The following is a 21,796-nucleotide window of genomic DNA, read 5'->3' as shown; positions in this document are numbered from 1 at the left end:
TTACATTTTTAAATAAAAATCTTTTACCAAATTTTTATATACATTGGTATATTTATGACGTGTAATTTCTATAATTAACTCGCTAGTTTCAATAGTGGTTTCCATTTTTGAAAACTGCAATAAACTCCTCTTAATTTCAGCTTGTTCATTTCCTCTAACTCGTGTAATTCTATTAGGAAATAAATGATATTGTTTAGCTAATTCAATAAAATAAGCTTCCTCTTCAAACGGAATAATAAACGCACAAGTTCCTGTATCTTTTAATAGTTTTGAAGTTCCATATAATAATTCTTTAAAAGATAAACTTTCTGAATGACGAGCCATCGCTCTTTCACTTGGTAATTTTTTAAACGTTGAAGTATAAAAAGGAGGATTAGAAATAATTAAATCGTATAATTCATCTATCTCCTCTGTAAATTCCTGAAAAGACGCATGATAACAAAATAAACGATCACTCCATGTACTATTTTCAAAATTCTCTATGGTTTGTTCGTGGGCATCTTCATTTAATTCAATAGCATCAATAGTTTCAGCATAAGAACGCTGAGCTAGCATCAAAGCAATAAGTCCAGTGCCTGAACCCACATCTAAAATAGAATTAAATTCATCTTGTAATTTTACCCAACTACCTAATAAAACACCATCTGTACCAACTTTCATAGCGGTTTTATCCTGCTGAATAACGAATTGTTTAAATTGGAACGGTTTGTTTGACATTTTGTAATGTTGAAGAACTTGCAGAGAGGAAGGGATTCGAACCTTTGGAGATTTTCCTTTATTTATTAGGACTTCCCATCTACATTAAAATTTTGTTGACCGATTTGTTGACCTAACCATTGATATCCATTGATTAGCTTTAACTCTCAATCTCACTAGCAAAGATACGATTTTTAATACTACAAATAGCTCCAAATCATATTAAATTCTATGAAACTTTTTGTAAATAATCTGTTACAATTTCAATGTTGATTCCACTATATTCTGCGAATTCTTCTGAAGTAATAAATTGATGCGGCTCCTTCCCAAAATGTAATTTTATTTTATTAAGTAGTTTTCTTCCATAGCGTTCACTTCTTCCAGTAATACACTGAATATCTTTTGGGTATATGCAAGCTCGTACTATCTTCATTTAATACTCTATCTATGCTTTATCCTAGCTTCATTTATACTTTGTCTATTAAGTGTAATTCGGACTAAAAAGTTATAAACGGCTGGAATGGGACTTCATTTTTTATTTTCATTATAAAGATAGCTTCATTTGTTGAGAATTAAAAATTTATAAGATTATGGCTAGACAAAATGGTATTATTAAGTTAAAAGGAACTATTGGAGGTATTACTTTTTATAAAACTTCTGATGGTGATCTTGCACGCGAAAAAGGTGGTGTGGATAAATCCAGAATTGCAAATGATCCTGCGTTTCAAAGAACGCGTGAAAACGGTGCTGAATTTGGAGCAGCTGGAAAAGGTGGTAAATTGGTTAGAAATGCGATTCGTATTCTTTTGCAAAATGCAAAGGATAAAAGAGTGGTAAGTAGATTAACCACGGATTTATTAAAAGTTGTAAAAACGGATACAACTAATGATCGTGGTTTACGAACTATTCAGGATGGTAATATGAGCCTTATAAAAGGGTTTGAATTTAACACCAATGGAAAGTTAGGTGCTACTTTATTTGCTCCTGTAGTTAATGCTTTTGATCGCGCTACTGGTGAAGCAACTGTAAATATTGTTGCTTTTGCACCAACAGTGCGTATTGCTGCTCCAGCTGGAACAACTCATTTTAAAGTGGTAACTGGTGCCGCAGAATTAGATTTTGCAGAGGAAATTTCCACTTTTGAAAGTGATGAAACTGAAGTGTTACCTTATGACAGTGCTAATACTGCTGCCATTGAATTGACAGCAACTATAACTGCAGATTCAACACTTCCTGTAATTCAGGTATTGGGGATTGAATTTTATCAGGAAGTAAATGGAGCAATGTACCCGTTGAAAAATGGTGCTTATAATGCTTTGTCTGTAGTGAAAGTTGATGCTGTTTAATGGAACTTCATTTACATAGAACCTATTATAAAGAGGGCACCAACGGTGTCCTTTTTATTAATGACAGCTTTGTAGGCTTTTGCATTGAATTGCCCTGGAAAGATAATTTAAAAAGAGTATCGTGCATTCCTGAAGGTGTTTATCAATTGAAAGCTCGCTATTCTGATAAGTTTAAACATCATTTAGTGCTGCAGAATGTTTCAAACAGAAGTTTGATATTGATTCACCCAGCGAATGATGCTAACAAAGAATTGCAAGGATGTATTGCGCCTGTAAGTTCTCTTACAGGTATTGCCAAAGGATTGCAATCTCGCATTATATTTCAGAAAATACTTTCAGCTTGTTTCCAAGCATTTGACCGAAAAGAAAAAGTAACATTAACCATTAAAAATTAATTTATGAAACTAATAGAACGTTATCAAAAACCAACCCCCTCCTTTTTTAGAAAACTGCGGAATATTGGTATAGCATTGGCTGCTACTGGAGGAGCTATTATTGCAGTTCCAATTTCATTACCATCTTTGGTAATTACTATTGCTACTTACTTGACTGCTGCCGGAACTGTTGCGACTGCTGTTAGTCAGGCGGTGGTAGCTGACACTGACAAAGACTCTAACTCTGACACTAACGCAGACTTAGACGAAAGTAAAAATTAGGACTAAATATGTTGCGTAGTGATTTACAATTAAAATCGGGAGTAGTTGGAGGAACGATATTATCTGCTGTTTACAATATTGAATTGCACGATGTTATTATCACTGCTGTAATGGCTGTTATTGGAGCTGTTGTTAGTTTCTTTGTTTCTTATGTGCTGCGGAAATTATTTTCAGATTCTAATAAATCTAAAAAGAGATCATAAAAAATGCCTTGCTATTTTAGCCAAGCATTTTTTAACGGCCTAGTATAAGAATAGTAGCGGATTTTCACGGACTAACTTTTCGGTCAAACACAGACCTTTTTTATTATTACTTACTTTTTTTTAGCGGTTAAACCGCTATTATTTTTATACATTGTTGTGTGTTCGGTTTTTAAATTTTTATTTCAAATCGTTTGCTGATTTTCCAAATAAGAAAAATTAATAATGTTATGCCTAAAGCAATCGACAAGTTAATTATTAGTCTTTTCTTATATTTTTCTTCGTTTAATACTATTTCATAGTGTTTACCTTTAGATTTATACCAAACAATCCATTTTTTGTTAAATACAGAAGCTTCTCCCATACTTTCCCAAGATTTAGCAAAAACTGACTCACTTGAATATTTAGATGGCTCGACATTGTTAACAGAATGAAATTCACTATTTAATTCTCCGAAAGTCATAATCTTATTATATACACCAGCTAAATAGGACTTGTTTTCTTTTTCAACAGAAATGTAATTCATCGCTTCATTATAAGCGTTCTGAACAGTTCCTCGATATGTTGGCAATGAATATCCAGAAGTTTTAACTCCATAACCATAATTAGTTCCAGGTGTATAAGTTGATTCTGGAACTTTAAATCCCATATCAGTTGAGTAGCTTTCTACATATTTATAACCATTATTTAATTTAGTTAATGTTAAGACTGTCCAACCTCCAGATTCACAAATGAACATTTCATAAAGCTCTTTATCTTCGTTGTCATTTTTATAGAAATATGAAAGCCAATCTAATGTGTGCTTCCCAGGATTTAATTTAAGGTCGCCTTTAACTCCTGTTTTAGTAAAGTCGCAGATTTCATCTTTACCATTAAAAATATCATTTACATTTTGTTTTATGAGTTGTAAGTCCTTTTCTTTTATCCTTTCTGAAATATAATATGCTATAGTAGAGGCTATTGTTGCAATAAATAAGAAAATTATAAAACTAGGGATTTTAATTTTTCTCTTTTCTGTTTTCGTTTCCTGCTCTTCGAATTTCAAGTCATTGACTGTATTCTTTTCTTTAAAATCTTCTAATTCAGATATTGGTTGCCAATTATCTAAACCATCATAATAAATTAAAGTTTTTTCAGATAATTTTAATGCAATAATTTCATCCTTTGAAAGAGGTCCTTTTTTATCAGCACCATCTAAATAGAAATAGATTTTATCTGTCATTACTTATTATTTTAATAGTTTTTCAAATTTATAGTTAAGTAGCTCTTTGTCTGACACACAACTTGTTATATCTAATACTATTTCTCTTTTATCCCAAAAGAAATTAAAGTTAAAAGTAGATTTAGATAAATTTATCATTTGTTGAAATTGGCAATTTTTTCAATGCACTAATTTAATAAAAAAGAGTTTAAAAAATATGTTTATTACTAATTTAAAATGAATTTAAATTTCATTTGAAGTAATTCGGTTAATAAAGACATTTAAATTTCTGCTTCTTGCTAAGTTAATCATATGCTTTGTTCCTTTACTTTTTCCATCCCAAAAAGCGATTAGTGCTTCAGCATAGTTTGCCATTTGCTCGTTGCGTTTTGGTCCTGCTGCTTTTCTGAATCTAGCCCAATCGGCAGCGATTTTTTTTATAGGATAGTTGTGTTCTTTTGCATATTGTTCGCCTAATTTGTCAGCTCCTTTGTAGTAAGCTCCGCTTACTATTTCAATATTGGTATGATCTTGGAGTATGTTGTCGCAAATTTGACATAGTTTTTTGTAGTCGGTAAAGGTTCTACTTCCGGCAATTATTGTTTTCATATTTAGTTTAAGTTTTAATTCATGAGATCCTGAATCAAGTTCAGGATGACTGTTCAAATCCTTTTAAATGCCTAGCTGTAAAGCCAGGCATTTTGCTTGTTATTTTTTTAGGACCTCAACAACGCAATTTTTAATTGCTTGATTGTTGAAAGTTGCTGCTTGAGATTTTCTTCAAAAGCATTGATTTTTTTGAGTTTTTCAACTTTTATTTGCCACTGCTGATCCTGGTTATTTTGGAGTGCTTCATTGATTACTTTTTTAGCATCTGAAATACTGATAAAAGGGATAACACTTCCTTTTAGATAATAACTGAAGTATTGACCTGTTTTAAGTGATAAGCACAAGTAATACAAGGATTCCCGGGTTGGTTCTGCAGCTGTTGTAATTACAAAACAATTGGGGCAAGGCTGGTTCATCGGCCTGCCACTGTTTAAGCCTTTCGATAAAATAAAAAAGTGCGGTGTGTTGTAGGTTCTTCCTGGTTGGTGAGTTTTGATTTCAAAATTAGACATAGGTACGCAATTAAAGTTATGCTTCACTGCGTTCCGCACACATAAATTTTGAAACAAAAAGAAAAAAGAAAGCAATGTTACTGGTTGTGAAGGTTAGCCTATCAAGGTTTTTGAGAAAAATACGACCTGTGTTTTTATAAAAAAACGGAGACGAACATTTGTGAGGTGGAGATTTTTTTCAAAACCCAAAGGGCTTGACCTTGAAAGGTGTTGTGCCGCTGGAGAAGGGAACAACCGAATTTTGCTGTCTTTTTTTATTTTTTTAGAAGCAGGATTATCGTATTGTACAAAAAGTAAAAAACCAAAGCCATTGCCTTGAAGGATACAGTCCAACAGGAATTACACTTTGGTTTCTGTTACCCATCACAACCAGATTATAACACCGATGCTGAAATAACACTACAAAAATAAAAAAAAGTTTGTTTCGCAGGTAATTGCACGACAAATGTGGTAGCATTTAGGCGAGCCGCCGCGAGCTGAACGGAGGGTGTTGGGGCAAAAGCACGTTGACAACGGAATAAGTGCGTGCAACAACTACGTGTCACACGCAGGGTTGGCGCTGTTTTTGCTTACTTTTTTGTAATCAAATTTGGAGGTGGAAAAGGCAAGTGCAAGATATGAAGTGAAGAATGTAGCGTATTGTGTACTTCGCTTTTGGTTATTTGCTGCTTGTTTTTAGTTGTTGGTTTGATAGGGTGCTAATTATTAATTTTATTGAATTAGTGAAGTGCCAAAACGAGAAATGATGAACGAAATATCTTGCTCTTGTGAGCGTTTGCAATATGGTTTAATCGCGAGTGCTAAGGAGTGGTTAAATTATATGCAAAATGGATTGTCTTATTCTGAAGTAAGTACTGCAAAAACTGTGACAACCCGATTAGCCCGGAGTGAGCAGCAGGCGAGCCAAAATTATGAAACAGCGGTTGCCCTTAACAATATGATTTGCGAAGCATAACCCTAAAAGATTTTAAGGGCAAAAGTAGCTGTGCGTGAGGAATACGTGGAATGTGTGGAGTAAAATAAGTAAATAGTGCTAAATGAGGCGTGTCAACGAATTAGTGCTATTTACGGTATATGCAAGGGGTTAAATAATTGAATTTAAGTAATGAGAATGAGACCCTTCAACTGCGCTCAGGGTGACAATTGGTAATGAAATGCCCTTGCAGGTATATTTTATGGAACAAAATGGAACGTATGACGAACACCTTATTACCTGCTGAATATTCTATTTTGTTGCCATTATTCTAATGAAAACAGATTTAAAAAAGCGCAAAGGCAAAGATAAGTACTGACTGCAAGGAAGTTCTTATGAGGGGAATTGGAAGCGGTATTTTAAAGTTTATAGGTTGCTTAAATATTGTAATAAGGTAAGATTCTGAAATTCCTAGCGCAAACTGGCTCATTCGCTAAAAACAGCTACCAGCTCTTTTCTTAACGCTCTGCCCTAGAATGACGTATAGTAGGAAAATACTGCTGGAGATGGAGCCATTATATAAAACACATTGATAACTTAAATGTTAAAATGGAATTTAAATCATTCTAAGTGTATTGTTAATTTAGGAAAGCTTAATTTTTACAAGATCATTCGTTTTTTTCTTATACAGTTTTCCTTTATAATTTGCAAACAAATTTATTCACTTAAAGTAAATTGTTTTATTTAACCCCATTTCATTCTTTGAATCCTAACCGCATTTAAAATAGCCAATAAAGCTACACCAACGTCGGCAATTACTGCTTCCCATAAAGTTGCCAATCCAAAAGCACCTAAAATTAATACCAAAATTTTAACGCCCAATGCCAAACCAATATTCTGCCATATAATTTTTGTAGTTGCATTGCTTATTTTAATGGCTGTCGCAATTTTTGAAGGCTGATCGGTTTGTATCACCACATCAGCAGTTTCAATGGCGGCATCACTACCTAAACCACCCATAGCTAACCCTACATCGGCAATTGTAATTACTGGAGCATCGTTTATTCCATCACCAACAAATGCAATTGTACGACCTTGTGCTTTTAATTTTTCAACTTCTATTATTTTATCTTCTGGCAACAATCCACCAATAGCTTTATCAATACCCAATTGTTTGGCAATTTTATTAACTACGGTTTGTTTATCGCCAGAAAGCATCACAACTTCGGTTATCTTTTTAAGAGTATGCAAAGCTGATATTGCCTTTTCAGCATCATCCTTAAGGGTATCAGCAATAGTAATATAACCAACATATTTTTTATTTATGGCTATAATAACAATAGTTTCCATATTAGATTTTAAGTTTTCATCATAAGAAATCTTAAATTTATCCAATAGCTTTGTATTACCAGCTAAAATCTCATACTCCTCAATTACTCCTTTCATACCGTAACCGGAAATTTCTTCAACGTTGGTTGCTTTGAAGGTGGTTTTATCAATTTTCGCGTATTTTACAATGGCTTCTGCAACGGGATGGGTAGAATTTGTTTCTAAAACAGCAGTTAATTCAACCAATAATTCTTTATCAAAATTTAGGGCAACTATTTCTTGCACTTCAAAAACACCTTTGGTAAGTGTTCCTGTTTTGTCCATAACAACCGTATCTACTTTGGTCATTAAGTCCAAAAAGTTAGACCCTTTAAATAAAATTCCATTGTGTGAAGCTGCTCCAATACCTCCAAAATAACCCAATGGAATTGAAATTACCAATGCACACGGACAAGAGATTACCAAAAAGATTAATGCTCTTTGAAACCACATTTGAAAAATATAGGCATCTCCAAGAAAAAAATAGGGAATTATAATCAAAGCTATGGCTAACCAAAACACAATAGGGGTGTATATTTTAGCTAAACGACTCACTAATAGTTGAGTTTTTGCTTTTCTGCCTATAGCTTCCTGTACTAATTTTAATATTTTGGAGAGTTTAGTGTCTTCGAATTTACTGGTAACTTTTATTGCTATTACTTTAGATATATTTATCATCCCTGCCAGTACTTTTTCTCCTTTTGTTTTTGTATCCGGTGAAGATTCACCAGTTAAAGCGGCTGTATTTAAAACGGCATTTTCTGAAATCAACTCCCCATCTAAGGCAATTTTCTCTCCAGGTTTAACTTGAATTATTTGTCCGACCTCAACTTCTTTTGGGTGTTTTACAATAGCTTTATCATTTTCTAGCACTGTTACTTCTTCAACCTGTACTTTTAACAAGGATTCAATAGAATGTTTGGCTTTATTGACTGCTGCTTCCTGAAATAATTCTCCAACAACATAAAATAACATTACTGCAACACCTTCCTCATAAGAACCAATTAAAAAAGCACCAAGGGTTGCTACAGACATTAAGACAAACTCATTATAAATATCCCTTTTAAGAATTAATTTTGCAGCTTTTAAGATTACCGGACCACCAATAAGAACATAGCTAATACCAAACCAAATTAATGGAACAGGCGCTTTAAAAAAAGCAACATCATAAAAATTAAAACCAATTCCAAAAAACAAAAATAATAAGCAAATAATTGGTATTATATAGTCTTTATTTATAAAAACTATTTTTTTTGATTTTGGATTCTCTTTTGTATAATCTATAGCGCAGGCTGAACCTTTTTTGCAATCTTCACTCATACTATTAAATTTGATTCAAAAGTATGCTATTGAAGTATGCAACGGAAGTGCATTTATGTGTTGCAATTATCACAAATGCCTTTAACCACCAAGTTAATATTCTCAGCAATATAGCCAATAGGTAAGGTTATTCTTGGAATTTTATAATCGGTAATGCACACGGTTTCATTACAATTAGTACAACGAAAATGCAAATGCAAATCGGTGTCTATTTCGCAATGGCAATTTTCTTCGCACAATGCATACTTTGAAATCCCAGTACCATCATCAATTTTATGGGAAATACCCTTTTCAACAAAAGTTTTTAAAGTTCTATATAAGGTGGTTCTATCCGATTTGTCAAAATAATTTTCTACATCCGTTAAACTAATTGCCACTTTTTTAGTTAAAAGAAATTGTAAAACCAACAAGCGCATTGCAGTTGGTTTTACGTTGTTATTCTTCAATATTTTTTCGAAATTGTTCATTTTGATACTTTATAATTTAATTACTTAGAATTCTTCTTGCTAAATTCTATTAAGTCTTTACCTGAACCTATTATTAATTCAATGGCCCATTTTGTTATGACAAGTGAGCTTAAAATACCACTGATGCTATCTAACCAATATAAATTATAATACATTCCAGCCACTAAAGCTACTATAGCAACCACACTTGTTAAACCGTCGGCTAACACATGTAAATAGGCTGAACGAATATTATGGTCGTGATGGTCGTGTTCATGATGCAGAAAAAAAGCACTTAGCACATTTACGGAAAGTCCTATTATTGCAACAAATATTGCTTCGCTAAATTTAATAGTCAATGGATTAAGGAGTCTATTGACCGCTTCTATTGCCATTATTACAGCAACTATTTGTAAAACTATTGCACTTGTAAAACCTGATAAAGCAAGTAATTTATCTTTACTAAATGAAAAAGTATCAGTTTGAGCATATTTTCTCGAGAAAACATATGCAAACCAAGCTAAACCGAGTGCAAACACATGTGAAGCCATATGGTAACCATCTGCTAATAAAGCCATTGAATTTGTCCAATAACCGAAAAATATTTCAATTACCATTGTTATTGCAGTAAGATAAACAACCCAACGCGTTCGTTGTTCGTGAGCATTACTATAATCAATTACTTCTTTGGTATGTTCATGATGGTTATGACTGGCATCTATATGATTATGATGCTCTGATTTTGATTGAGATAGCTGTTTTTTGTTAGACATACTTAATTTATTTTGGACCTTAAAACTAATTAATTTTTATTGATTTTCCTGTTTTAATTCTGTACGCGTCATTAATGTCTGACACATAAATAATTCCATCGGCAGGATATGGCGTGGCAGCATTTTTACAAATGATTTGGCAAGCTAACTCGGCTTCTTCATTTTGGCAAACCAATTCCAATTTAACAACCTTACTATCTGCAAAATGGAATTTTAACGAAGGGGCTGAATCTTCTCTTTTATAGGCACCTGTGCCTTCACATTCTGATAAGGTAACACTTTCAAAGCCATTTTCTTTCAGCACTTCAATAACTTCTTCTAATTTATTGGGTTTAATAAATGCTTTAATTTCTTTCATCACTTTTATATTTCAGTTGGTTCATTTAATCTTCGTCGCCAAATTCACTTTTTTGCATTTCAGCATTTAAGTAATAGGCACCTTTAGTTACAATAATTGAATTTTCAGGCAATTCATCCATAAATAAAACTTCGGAATACCCTAAATCGGAAATTCCTTTATTAACTTGTGTTTTTTCAAACTCAATTTTATCGGCAGTTTTGTTTTTTTGAACAAACACATAATCCAATCCTTTTTCACTTACAAAAGCTTCATCTGGAAGTGCACTAACCTCCTTATTTTTAGTTATTATTCTTGCCTCCACAAACATACCCTCTATTAAACCTTCATAATTGCCAATTATTTTTGCGTGTGCTTTTACCGATCTTGTATTTTTATTAAACGATTTATCTAAGGCATAAATTTTAGCTTGGTAGATTTTATTTGGATTTGATGCTAGTGAAAAGGAAATATTTTGACCAATTTTAACATTGTCTAAATCCTTTTCAAAGACTTCTAATCCAAGGTGTAAAAAGGCATTATCCACAATTTCAAACATTGTTTGTTCTGGTGCTACAAATTTCCCGATATTCATATTAATGCTTTGAATATATCCATTTATTGGGGCAATAACGGGTACGTTTGAAATAATTTGGTTATTTTCTACATTTGAAATATTAATGCCTATTAACTGTAACATTGATTTACTCGCATTAAGTGTTGCTAAACTTTCGTTGTAAGCAGCCTCTGCCTGCTGAAACGATTTTTTTGAAGTAATATCGTCTTTTATTAATTGTTTTTTTCGTTTATAATCGTTTTCTAAATAAGAATTGTTACTTTTTGCAGTTAAATAATCTTGTTGTAATTTAATAAATTCCGGATTATTCAACTGCGCAATAATTTGTCCTTTTTTAACATAATCGCCTTCTATAACGGCAATACTTTGTACACGACCACCAATAATAGCACTTACACTTGCTTTATTTTGTGGTGGTAATTCCAATTGACCATTTACTTTAAAGGAAACACCCATATTTACTTTTTTAACAGTACCTAATGTTATATCCATAACATTTAATTGATTTAGCTGTAGTGTTAATATATTTGCAGCGTTTTTTAGTTCCTTTTTCACATCTTCATTAGTAGCTGACATTTTTTGAGAATTATTTTTTTTACAGCTTATTGAAATAATTAGCAATGCAAAAAGGGTGGTTATTTTTACTATATTTTTCATGTTAATTATATTTTCCTGTTAGGTAATTAATTTCGTTAATTGTTTGATTGTATAAATTCAGTTTTACTAAATAGTCTCGTTTAATTTGTGCAGCTTGTTCTAAATTGGCTATATATTCAACATACCCAATTTCACCTTCTTTATAGGCCTTATTAGAAAAAGCGAATAATTTATCGGCTAATTGCAACCCTTTGGTTTCATAATACACTAATGAGGTTTTATACTTTTCAAAATCTTGAAGGTTACTTTGCAAGATTGAATTTATATCTAATTTAGTTTGTTCAAAATTTTGTTGGGCTATTTTGGTGTTTTTAAAAGCAGCTTGGGTTTTACCCATTTGTGACCAGAAAAATAACGGAATTTTTAAACCGAGCTGAAAACCTTTAAAATTTTTAATTCCATCAATTTGTTGATTAAAATAACCAGCAGATAAATCGGGTAAAAATCCTGACTTTTCAAGGTTGTATTCTTTTTCAGAAACCTTAATAAGCTGTTTTTGTAATGTTAAAATTGGGGTCTCTTTGCCCAAATTTTTGCTGCTTGCTATCGTTGTTTTTTGCAATTCGACATCTGTTATAGTTACCTCATCTTTAGTATTAAGCACTAATTGCAGTTGTTTCTTTAAATTATCAACATCTAAACTTGCTTCCGTTTTCAAAAGATTTATTTCGGCTTGTTTGCCTTCAGCAGCCATTTCTTCAATTAAATTGGTTTCACCAGATTCAAATCTTTTTTTGGCTACAACTGCAAAATCTTGAAATTCTTTTTCTAATGCGGCAATTAAAGAAAGTTTACTCTTAGCGAACCAAAGTTGCAGATAAACCGCTCTTACATTGCGTTCCAATACATTTTTTTTAAAAGCTAAAGAAACCTCACTTAAAGCGATTTTTTCTTTTTGTAAATTATATTGAGTTCCATATACAGTGGGAAATTTAAAATCTTGAGAAATGGTTACATTATAATCTTGTTGAATACCATTAATTTGACCTTTAGTATATGAAATTGCTGTTTTATCTAAATTGAAAGCCGACTTATTAAGATTTTGCTGTTTTTCTATTTCAAGATTTGCCGATTTTATTGTTGGATTCTTTTCAAAAGCAATAGCTACCGCTTCATCAATTGTTAGCTTATTAGAATGATCTTGCGCCATTGCGTTTTGAGTTCCCATAAAAGTTAACAACCCAATAAGGAATAAGCCTATTAACTGTTTGTTTATTTTCTTGTCTTTTCTTTTTTGTGTAAATTTTTCAACAAAATAGTACAACACAGGAACTACTAATAAGGTTAACAAGGTAGATGAAATTAAACCTCCAATAACAACGGTTGCTAAAGGTTTTTGTACCTCAGCCCCTGCTGATGCAGAAATTGCCATTGGCATAAACCCCATAATCGCAGCGATTGCGGTTAATAAAATTGGTCTCAATCGTTCCTCTGTGGCAATTAAAATACGTTTTTTTATATCAACCATTCCTTCTATTTTTAAACTGTTAAATCTGCTTACCAATACCAAACCATTTAATACCGCCACACCAAATAATACAATGAATCCAACTCCTGCGGAAATACTGAACGGCATACCGCGTGCATACAAACTAAAAATGCCCCCAATAGCTGCCAGAGGTACTGCCATATATATCATTGTTGCCTGTATTACAGAATTTAATGCAAAGTAGAGTAGTATGAATATTAAAAATAAGGCAATGGGTAACACAATTGATAATCGTTCTTTTGCTCGTATTAAGTTTTCAAATGAACCGCCATAAGTAATAAAGTAGCCATCCGGTAATTTAAGTTGTTTATCCAGTTTTTGTTGTACCTCGTTGACAACTGATTCCACATCGCGACCTCTAACGTTCACTCCAACATAAATTCTTCTGTATGTGTTGTCGCGTGATATTTGCATGGGACCAGGTTTATAGTTAATTTTTGCCAATTCTTTAAGAGGAATTTGACCTTTGGAATTTGGTAAATCCACCAGTAAATTTTGCAAATCTTCAATGTTGGTTCTGTAATTATCAGCAAATCGAACTACCAAATCAAAGCGTTTTTCACCTTCAAAAATGATACCGGCATTGGCACCTGCAAATGCGGTACTTACATACATATTTAATTTATCAATAGTTAAGCCATATTTTGCCAGTTTATCTCTTTCATAATTAATTGTTATTTGTGGCAACCCTTCCGTAGCTTCAATGCGTACGTCAGAGGCACCTTTTACGGTTTGAATAATTTTAGCCATTTCATTTGCCTTTATTGCCAAGGTATCTAAATTATTGCCATATACTTTTATTGAAACATCTTCACGTACCCCTGTAATTAATTCATTAAAACGCATTTCCACCGGTTGGGTAAATACAAAATTAACACCAACAATAGTTTTTAATTTCTCCTGCATTTTTTCAATCAATTCTGCTTTATTGGAAGCTGATTTCCACTTGCTTCTATCTTTTTCTAAAATTATAAACGTGTCTGCAATATCCATTGGCATTGGATCGGTTGGTATTGCGGATACGCCAATTCTACTAACCGTTGTTTTTACCTCCGGAAAATTAGACTTAATGATATTTTCAGCTTCTTCAGAAACTTTAATAGATTCACTTAAAGAGCTGCCTGGTTTCAAAATAATTTGCATTGCAATGTCTCCTTCATCTAATTTTGGTATAAATTCACCTCCCATTCTTGTAAACAAAAAAGCTGCCAATACAAATAAAAGTACAGCTATTGCAAGTACCGTTTTCTTGAATTTTAAAGCTCCTTGAACAAATGGTTTATAAGCTTTAAATATTTGAGCCATTACTTTATTACTCATATTTGTAAGACCATTCTCTAATTTTGTAACTAAATTTCGTTTGTTTTCTGAAGCAGGTTTTAAAAATAACGAAGCCATAACAGGCACATAGGTTAGGCATAATAACAAGGCTCCCAATACTGCAAAACCAAAAGTAAATGCCATTGGACGAAACATTTTACCTTCCACACCGGTTAAAAATAAAATCGGACTAAACACAATTAAAATAATTAGCTGCCCAAAAAAAGCTGAATTCATCATAGTGCTGCTAGACTTATAGGTGAGTTCATCCATTTCTTGAGACGTAAAGTCAGCTTTGTTTTTTTTGATTCGTTGTTCGATATGATGCACAGTGCCCTCAACTATAATTACAGCCCCATCTACTATAATTCCAAAATCAATAGCTCCCAACGACATTAAATTTGCCCAAACCCCTGTGGCTTTCATTAAAATAAAGGCAAATAATAATGATAGCGGAATAATTGAAGCAGTTAACAATCCGCCACGTAAACTACCCAACAATAATACGAGTACAAATACAACAATTAGCGCACCTTCAATCAGGTTTTTGGAAACAGTGCTTGTAGTACGCGCAATTAGATCACTTCGATCTAAAAAGGGTTTAATTTGGAGACCTTCGGGTAATGATTTTTGAATACTTTTAATTCGTTTTTGAACGTTTTTAATTACTTCATTAGGGTTTTCACCTTTTAGCATAAGTATTTGGCCTCCAACAGATTCGTGACCCTCTTCTGTAAAAGCACCATAGCGAATAGCAGTGCCAAATTGAACTTTTTCTGCTACATCTTTTATTAAAATAGGCGTATTTCCATTATTTTTAACTACAATGTTTTCAATATCTGAAATGGTTCTTGCCAACCCTTCTCCTCTTATAAAATTAGCTTGATGATTTTTTTCAATATAAGCACCACCTGTATTGGAATTATTTTTTTCAAGTGCTTCAAATACTTCATTTATACTAATTCCCATGCTGTTTAATCTATTTGGATTTAAAGCAATTTCGTACTGTTTTATATTGCCTCCAAATGAATTTATTTCTACAACACCCGGAACCAAAGCCATTTGGCGTTTTACAATCCAATCTTGAATTGTTCTTAAATCAGAAAGGGAATATTTAGTTTCGAATCCTTTTTCAGGTACTAATGAATACTGATAAATTTCACCTAATCCGGTAGCTATAGGTGCCATAAATGGTTTTCCTAAACTGGATGGTATATCTGCTTGTATGGCATTTAATTTTTCTTGTACCAATTGGCGTGGTAAATAAGTACCACTATTATCTTTAAATACAATGGTAACTACAGAAAGTCCGAAACGAGATACAGACCGCAACTCTGTAACTTTTGGTAAATTGGCAACAGCCAACTCAATAGGATAGGTTACAAACTGCTCAACATCTTCTGTTCCCAGTGTTGGCGCAACTGTAATAACCTGAACTTGATTATTGGTAATATCTGGAACAGAACCTAATTTTATGGTTAACATTGAATAAATTCCTGTTCCAATTAGGGTTAATACGAATAATCCAATAATAAATTTATTGTTAATAGAAAAGCGAATGATTTTATCGATCATTTTATGATATATTTAAGTTATAAAAATGTGTAATCACCAACAAAAATGAAGGCGCTTAAAAACGTATTTATAACTTAAACTTGAGGCGGTTGGTAAATAGAAGTTTTGTAATTAGAAGTGAATGAAACACTATAGTATGTGTTTACTTTTTTAGACGGGTTGGTAGTTTTTAAAATAATATGTTGAAAGGTAGTCTTTAAAACAAAACCTGCACAACAGCTACAAATACAAAATGGAGAACATAAATCAATAGCATTATGACTGTTATCATTATTTTGATATACTGAAGTAATTTGTTGGTCATTAAGATTTGCATTATCATCGCAAGGCAGTGCTGTTAATGCAATTGAATAAATAGCTAATATAATTACAAGTATTTTCATAATTGAAGGCAAATGTACAAAATAATAAATGCAACCCTATTGCAATTATTTCTGTTTAAAAGGAAAAACCCGATCAAGTAATTATACCTTTTTCTAAATTAGTATTTTTTTGAAAACAGAATTTGATGCCAAATTATTAAAACGGATACTGCAAAAGTAGATGTCATTAATATTCCGGATAACAATACGATATACTTAAACCAAAGAAATCCTTTCCAAAGAACATAGATACCTCCAAAAGTTAAAATAACTGATAGAAAAGGTTCAAACATTAAGAAATATTTTAATTTTTTATTAATGGAAGTGGTAGCTAATAGTAAAGACATTAAAAAAAAGATAACAGACATTGACAAAATATGATTGTGAACAATGGTAAGCATTTCTTGTTCATTCTTTTTAAATTTCATAACCGTTGCCAGTTCATCATTTTCATTACCTAAATAATTAGTTTCAATTCCTGATGGTTTCATTTCGGTTGTTTTATTTACAAATGATAGCCCTCCGAAAAAACCAATACTTAACAAGGTAACAAAGGCTAATATCGTTAGCTCTATTTCCTTTGGGAACCTATGGATGCTGCCGTGTAATTCCATCATAATATTTTTTTTGAATGCAATATGCCCATTGATTGTAATAACATATTAATTTGATTTGTAATTGATTTCGCTGAAATAGTTGCCCCTGAAATTGCTGCAATATCTTTTTGATAAATTACGGTATTTCTGTACGATTGACCATTAAATTGTTTTAACCTACGTGTACTGGCAACTTCTCCTCCACGCTCTTCTCTATACACTAAAACTTTAACCCTAACTATGTTTAATTCTTTATTAAAAACAACCATAAAATCAAAATAATCAGTTTTTCCAAAAGCTTTACCTATGTAATAATAACCAATAATTTCTTTTTGCTTATTTATTTTGAAAAAATTAATTGCTGAAAATTTTGTAGGAAGTTCATCTAAAACTTCCTTTTCTATTTGAATTGGCGTATTGGAATATGATTCTATCCCAAAAGTATTTTTTATCTCTTTTTGAATTAATATTTCTATTCTTTTATTTTGTGATAAACCAACATTTACAAAAAGAACAAAAAAAGGAAAAATGTATTTTAACATTATTAAAACATTATTAAATTTAAAAAGCTGAATAAAGTAATTATTCAGCTTTTTAATTAAAACCAAACAGCTACACCTGCGTTAAATTGCTTTTGAGTATCACTGACTGTTACTGCATTATTAATGAACTGATAATCTACTTTAAAAGCAACTCCATCAGCAACCTTATAATTTAAACCAACCAATAATTCATTTTTATCATTGGCTTTGTCTGCAACAAGATTTCCTGCCGTTTTAGCTTGAGTATTGTACTTTTCATATCGAATAAACGGGGTTATTTTTTGAGTTTCATTTATTGGAAAGTTAAAGGCTGCTTCTAAATAAAAACCATTCATTGCAGAACCTAAATCATTTCCTGTTAAGGCATTGTAGTTAATTGTATTTGTGATACTTGTATGAATATATTGTCCTCTTAATTCCAGTTTTTTATAAGTATATCGAGCATCTAATCCTAACATAGCCACACCAACTGTAGATGCGTTAATTAATGAATTATCCGTCTGTGTTTTTCCAAAATAACCTGCTAAACCAAGACGAAGTCCAGTAACACCATAATAGTCCATTTTCATTGATAGATTAGGAGTATTTATAATACTTTCCATACCCTCCTGTTTCCCATCGTGAAAACCTCCACTATTTAATAATCCAATGCCATTTGCATATGATTTAAACCCATTAAATAAATAAACTTGGTATTTTATGGAAGCACTGTTAATATTACCTGAAACACCTAATCCAATTTCTCTCCAAGTAGATGGGACAATGAATGTATCAACATTTGGGCGTTCAACACCATAAAAAGTTGTTGGTTCGTGTTCCTGATTAATTATACCCATTGGTATCAACATTAAACCTGCTAACACATTCACATTATCAGCAACCTGATATTTTACATATGCTTGTTCAAGACCTGCTTCTTCCCTAACATGTTCAAATTCAATTTCACTTACAAAACTTACTTTTTCTGTAAATTTATAACCTACAAATAAAACAACGCGATGCACATCTAAATTGCCCGGAATGTTGCCATTTGGCTCATTGTAATCGATTTGTCCGTAACCACCTAAGGTAAATTTATTTGTTAAATTGGAAGATGTTTCTTTTTGTTGTGAATAACTGGATAGTGTAATTAAAGTTGTTACCAGTAACATTATAATATTTTTCATTGTTATATATTATTATTTAGATTCATTATAAATAAGGAGCAAATGTAACAAACGTTACATAAATAATACAATGATTTTATAGATTTTATTTAGAATTATTATAAATAATATTCTTCACAAACAAATGGTCACGTTTTTTTAAAATAACATTACAAGCTAACCGATATTTGTATTTTATGTTATCGTTTCTTGTTACAATGGCGAATTGAAAGCTATATGCAATGAAATGAAATACTGCTGGAGATTTTGGTATTATGAATTTATGAGCAGATTCATAATTACTTTAATCATTAAGTCTTTTTCTGTAGGATTGCTTTGAGCTAGCATTAAGGTTAATGCTACTAATGTACTATCAGATACTATTTTATTACTGTTAGCAGTATATAAAATATTATTTCTCTGTAAAAACCACACAAATAAAAATGCTGCAATCCGTTTATTCCCATCTGTAAAAGAATGATTTTTAACTACAAAATAAAGTAGATGTGCTGCTTTTTCTTCAATAGTTTTGTATAATTCAACACCATCAAAGGTTTGGTAAATATTTTCTAAAGACCCCTTAAAAGAATCGTCCTTTTCTTTTCCAAATAAGCCTTCAAATTTGGTTTGCTTTCCAAGCTCATCAATAGCATTTCTGGCTTCTTTATAGTTAATTTTTACGGCTTCAACATATTCTTTTTTAGGAATTGTTAACCTTTGGTGATCATAATCATCTAATAAATCTAATGCTTTACTGTAATTGGCTATAACTTTTATTAAACCTTGAGTTTCATTAGTTTCTAACTGATATTCTGAGATTACTTTTTCCTGAAGTTGAACTATTTTTTTGAATTCGTTCAATTTTTGATTACTTTCTTTTAATAATTTTTCATTTATTGCATAACCTTGTACTAAGTAGTCTTTTAAAATTTTATTCGCCCAAATTCTAAATTGTGTTCCCCTTTTAGATTTTACTCTATATCCGACAGAAATAACGACATCGAGGTTGTAATATTTAGTTTTACTTGTTTGTGTTTTTCCTTTTATTGCACCGTGTTGAGTGGTGTGTCGGAAATTCCGACATACCTCTTCTTCAATTAGCTCACCTTCCGTAAAAATATTCTGAATATGATCTATAATTGTTGTTCTACCCTTATCGAAAAGTACCGCCATTTGCTTTTGAGATAACCAAATGGTCTCTTCTTCTAATTGAACATCAATTTGAGTTTGGCCATCTTCAGCTTGGTATATAATTATTTGCTCTTGTTCTTTCATAGTATCACAAATATACTTATTTAGTAAAACAAAATTAGGACACCATAATAATTTTATTACCTGCTGAATATTCTATTTTGTTGAAGTTATTCTACTGGAAACGGATTTAAAAAGGGCAAAGGCAAAGATAAGTACTGACTGCAAGGAAGTTCTTATGCAGGGAATTGGAAGCTGTATGTAGTGAAATGAAATGAAACGGAATACTGCTGGAGATGAGGCTACTTATTTGCACTGTTTATTATAAAGCGCTAAACTACTTATTCAGTAAGGTAAAACGAAATATGAAAACAATAAACTATCACTTTTTAACTTCCTTTTTTTTAGCTTTTTTATTTTTTTCATTATAAAGTGCACCTAAATCAATAACCGGAAGTGTGTATTTACCAAATGGGTTGTACATTGTTAAATTATCGATGTAACTACGTAAATTATTTATTGCAATGCTTACACCGGAAATATGAATTAAATTGTCCTTTTGCTTTTGATTTATTTTTTTTGTGACATCCAATTCAAAAATAGAAACGCCTTCAATAAACATTTTATAACCCGGCAAGGCATTTTTAATATTGTTAATTTCAACTTTTACAAATATGTAAATTTGGTTGTTTTCCTGAAATTTATGGGCAAAATCAAAGTCGATTTTATAATTGCCAAATGTTTCCGTAATATTGGTGCTATCTTCATTAGGTTCAATGAAATTATAATTACAGTTTAATACAAAAAAATCTGTTTGAATTAAAGGAGATTTGGTTATTTTCATTTTAGTATTTTTAAGCTGACTGGTAATCTACCCCACTAAAATTAAAAGGAGCTGTTGTTTTATTAACTGCTTTTGGTTTTGAAGTAAACGGTTTATTTTTTATTACCTTAATATAATCGCCGTTACGAGATTGATAAAATTTATTTAAATACTGGCTGATTTCATCTTCAGAAATCTGAGAAGTAATTTCACCTTCTAACGCAATATTAAATTCAATATTTAAGGCATCTTTCATTTTGGCAAGCGTTAAAAAATTAGGAAATTTATTGCCTCTAAACAACTGGGTAATATAACTTGCCGAAGTGCCAATTGCTTCTGCCAATTCTTTTCTATTTCCATTATTTTTATCTAATTCTATTTGAATAATAGACAAAAATCTGGAAGCTAATAATTTAGCATCTACTTCCCATTTATCTTCTTTATTTTCAAAGTTAAAAATACTGTCAAATTCATTTTGAATGTCTTTCAATGATTTGGTACTCATAGTTGGAAATTTTGTTTATTAAATGTGTGATTTTTGGAGAGTTTTTTTGCGTTTTCTTTTTTTCGAATAATTCTACAGCCACCACGGTAAACGTTTTATCGTTTTGGGTAAATTCTTTACAGTAAATTCTATCATTAGAGCCACCTTTAAAAAATTTCATAGCTGTTACACTTTTTACCTGTTTATTGATGTTTTCTTTATCGTATAAATCGGGTACTCTTAACTGATTTAGTATAATGCCAACAATATGGTTGAATTTTTTTTGATGTAGTTTAGCATAGGCTAAAATGGTTTCAGCATTTTCTACATCTACACAAACACATCGTTTGCCATCACTACTTTTTCTAATTATTATTGCTTTTCGTTGCACAAAATTAAGCTATTGGTTAATTATTTCAAAGTTTTTAGCAACTTATTAACAAAAAATTGTTAATACTATTTGATTTGTAGCTGTTTAAGAAGTTCTTTTTCATTGTTTTTTTTTTAAATTATTGATTGGTTCTCAATACTTTATTATTTTAGTTATCTAATTAAAAGATTGCTTCCCTGTGGTCGCAATGACGTTACAAATAGTTCTCGATATATTTTTATTTGTTTCACTACATAAAAACACTCGAACTGACGTGTTGTTATGCGT

Annotated in this window: 24 protein-coding genes; 5 read left to right on the top strand and 19 right to left on the bottom strand. The window is 31.6% G+C overall.

What is annotated here, in order from left to right; all coding sequences use genetic code 11:
• Positions 1 to 717, bottom strand: coding sequence for a tRNA1(Val) (adenine(37)-N6)-methyltransferase (locus R3342_RS05045; protein WP_318938612.1), 717 nt, complete (start codon positions 715 to 717; stop codon positions 1 to 3).
• Positions 718 to 925: 208 nt separating this feature from the next.
• The gene (locus R3342_RS05040; RefSeq protein WP_318938611.1) at positions 926 to 1,129 is read right to left on the bottom strand and encodes a hypothetical protein; all 204 of its coding nucleotides are present in this window, start codon (positions 1,127 to 1,129) and stop codon (positions 926 to 928) included.
• A 157-nt stretch (positions 1,130 to 1,286) separates the two neighbouring features.
• On the opposite strand from R3342_RS05040, the gene R3342_RS05035 reads away from it, so the two are divergent.
• The 4 genes from R3342_RS05035 to R3342_RS05020 are packed head-to-tail and all read left to right on the top strand — an operon-like array spanning position 1,287 to position 2,901.
• Positions 1,287 to 2,042 (top strand): hypothetical protein, encoded by a 756-nt coding sequence (locus R3342_RS05035; protein WP_318938610.1) that lies wholly within the window; start codon positions 1,287 to 1,289, stop codon positions 2,040 to 2,042.
• Positions 2,042 to 2,437 (top strand): DUF5675 family protein, encoded by a 396-nt coding sequence (locus R3342_RS05030; protein ID WP_318938609.1) that lies wholly within the window; start codon positions 2,042 to 2,044, stop codon positions 2,435 to 2,437. Before R3342_RS05035 ends, R3342_RS05030 begins: the two co-directional genes overlap by 1 nt.
• Positions 2,438 to 2,440: 3 nt before the next feature.
• Positions 2,441 to 2,698 (top strand): hypothetical protein, encoded by a 258-nt coding sequence (locus R3342_RS05025; protein WP_318938608.1) that lies wholly within the window; start codon positions 2,441 to 2,443, stop codon positions 2,696 to 2,698.
• Between the two features lie 8 nt (positions 2,699 to 2,706).
• Positions 2,707 to 2,901, top strand: a complete 195-nt coding sequence (locus R3342_RS05020; RefSeq protein WP_318938607.1) for a hypothetical protein — start codon at positions 2,707 to 2,709, stop codon at positions 2,899 to 2,901.
• Between the two features lie 169 nt (positions 2,902 to 3,070).
• On the opposite strand, the gene R3342_RS05015 is transcribed toward R3342_RS05020, so the two are convergent.
• The 3 genes from R3342_RS05015 to R3342_RS05005 form a co-directional block, all read right to left on the bottom strand.
• A complete protein-coding gene (locus R3342_RS05015) occupies positions 3,071 to 4,120 on the bottom strand; it encodes a DUF4339 domain-containing protein (RefSeq protein WP_318938606.1) in 1,050 nt (349 codons plus the stop codon).
• A gap of 222 nt (positions 4,121 to 4,342) precedes the next feature.
• Positions 4,343 to 4,708 carry a DUF2493 domain-containing protein gene (locus R3342_RS05010; protein WP_318938605.1) on the bottom strand — a complete coding sequence of 122 codons (366 nt, stop codon included), beginning with the start codon at positions 4,706 to 4,708 and terminating at the stop codon, positions 4,343 to 4,345.
• Between the two features lie 107 nt (positions 4,709 to 4,815).
• Positions 4,816 to 5,220, bottom strand: coding sequence for a DUF6943 family protein (locus R3342_RS05005; protein ID WP_318938603.1), 405 nt, complete (start codon positions 5,218 to 5,220; stop codon positions 4,816 to 4,818).
• Positions 5,221 to 5,962: 742 nt separating this feature from the next.
• Between R3342_RS05005 and R3342_RS05000 the strand changes: the two genes are divergently transcribed.
• Positions 5,963 to 6,175 carry a hypothetical protein gene (locus R3342_RS05000; RefSeq protein ID WP_318938602.1) on the top strand — a complete coding sequence of 71 codons (213 nt, stop codon included), beginning with the start codon at positions 5,963 to 5,965 and terminating at the stop codon, positions 6,173 to 6,175.
• Between the two features lie 702 nt (positions 6,176 to 6,877).
• On the opposite strand, the gene R3342_RS04995 is transcribed toward R3342_RS05000, so the two are convergent.
• From R3342_RS04995 to R3342_RS04930, 14 genes are all read right to left on the bottom strand, one after another.
• Positions 6,878 to 8,821 (bottom strand): heavy metal translocating P-type ATPase, encoded by a 1,944-nt coding sequence (locus R3342_RS04995; RefSeq protein WP_318938600.1) that lies wholly within the window; start codon positions 8,819 to 8,821, stop codon positions 6,878 to 6,880.
• 53 nt (positions 8,822 to 8,874) lie between these two features.
• Positions 8,875 to 9,288 carry a Fur family transcriptional regulator gene (locus R3342_RS04990; protein ID WP_318938598.1) on the bottom strand — a complete coding sequence of 138 codons (414 nt, stop codon included), beginning with the start codon at positions 9,286 to 9,288 and terminating at the stop codon, positions 8,875 to 8,877.
• A 20-nt stretch (positions 9,289 to 9,308) separates the two neighbouring features.
• Positions 9,309 to 10,040 (bottom strand): cation diffusion facilitator family transporter, encoded by a 732-nt coding sequence (locus tag R3342_RS04985; protein WP_318938597.1) that lies wholly within the window; start codon positions 10,038 to 10,040, stop codon positions 9,309 to 9,311.
• 25 nt (positions 10,041 to 10,065) lie between these two features.
• Positions 10,066 to 10,398, bottom strand: a complete 333-nt coding sequence (locus R3342_RS04980) for a P-II family nitrogen regulator (RefSeq protein ID WP_318938595.1) — start codon at positions 10,396 to 10,398, stop codon at positions 10,066 to 10,068.
• 25 nt (positions 10,399 to 10,423) lie between these two features.
• On the bottom strand, positions 10,424 to 11,611 hold the full coding sequence (locus R3342_RS04975) for an efflux RND transporter periplasmic adaptor subunit (protein ID WP_318938593.1): 1,188 nt from the start codon (positions 11,609 to 11,611) through the stop codon (positions 10,424 to 10,426).
• Between the two features lies 1 nt (position 11,612).
• Positions 11,613 to 15,995: a CusA/CzcA family heavy metal efflux RND transporter gene (locus R3342_RS04970; protein WP_318938591.1), complete on the bottom strand. Its 4,383-nt coding sequence runs from the start codon at positions 15,993 to 15,995 to the stop codon at positions 11,613 to 11,615.
• A gap of 74 nt (positions 15,996 to 16,069) precedes the next feature.
• On the bottom strand, positions 16,070 to 16,378 hold the full coding sequence (locus R3342_RS04965) for a DUF6660 family protein (protein ID WP_318938589.1): 309 nt from the start codon (positions 16,376 to 16,378) through the stop codon (positions 16,070 to 16,072).
• Between the two features lie 98 nt (positions 16,379 to 16,476).
• Positions 16,477 to 16,974, bottom strand: coding sequence for a hypothetical protein (locus tag R3342_RS04960; RefSeq protein ID WP_318938587.1), 498 nt, complete (start codon positions 16,972 to 16,974; stop codon positions 16,477 to 16,479).
• Entirely contained in the window at positions 16,971 to 17,495 is a 525-nt protein-coding gene (locus R3342_RS04955; RefSeq protein ID WP_318938585.1) for an FMN-binding protein, read from the bottom strand. The genes R3342_RS04960 and R3342_RS04955 overlap by 4 nt, the downstream gene beginning before the upstream one ends.
• A gap of 56 nt (positions 17,496 to 17,551) precedes the next feature.
• Entirely contained in the window at positions 17,552 to 18,661 is a 1,110-nt protein-coding gene (locus R3342_RS04950; protein ID WP_318938583.1) for a porin, read from the bottom strand.
• 252 nt (positions 18,662 to 18,913) lie between these two features.
• The gene (rhuM, locus tag R3342_RS04945) at positions 18,914 to 19,915 is read right to left on the bottom strand and encodes a RhuM family protein (protein ID WP_318938582.1); all 1,002 of its coding nucleotides are present in this window, start codon (positions 19,913 to 19,915) and stop codon (positions 18,914 to 18,916) included.
• Positions 19,916 to 20,213: 298 nt separating this feature from the next.
• Positions 20,214 to 20,675 (bottom strand): hypothetical protein, encoded by a 462-nt coding sequence (locus R3342_RS04940; RefSeq protein ID WP_318938580.1) that lies wholly within the window; start codon positions 20,673 to 20,675, stop codon positions 20,214 to 20,216.
• A gap of 10 nt (positions 20,676 to 20,685) precedes the next feature.
• Entirely contained in the window at positions 20,686 to 21,159 is a 474-nt protein-coding gene (locus tag R3342_RS04935; RefSeq protein WP_318938579.1) for a helix-turn-helix transcriptional regulator, read from the bottom strand.
• The gene (locus R3342_RS04930; RefSeq protein WP_318938578.1) at positions 21,125 to 21,529 is read right to left on the bottom strand and encodes a hypothetical protein; all 405 of its coding nucleotides are present in this window, start codon (positions 21,527 to 21,529) and stop codon (positions 21,125 to 21,127) included. Before R3342_RS04930 ends, R3342_RS04935 begins: the two co-directional genes overlap by 35 nt.
• Positions 21,530 to 21,796: the final 267 nt, after the last annotated feature.

This window comes from Lutibacter sp. (genome assembly GCF_033723435.1).
GTDB lineage: Bacteria > Bacteroidota > Bacteroidia > Flavobacteriales > Flavobacteriaceae > Lutibacter.
The sequence above is the reverse complement of the archived record's forward strand: the minus strand, read 5'-3'. Positions and strand labels throughout refer to the sequence as shown.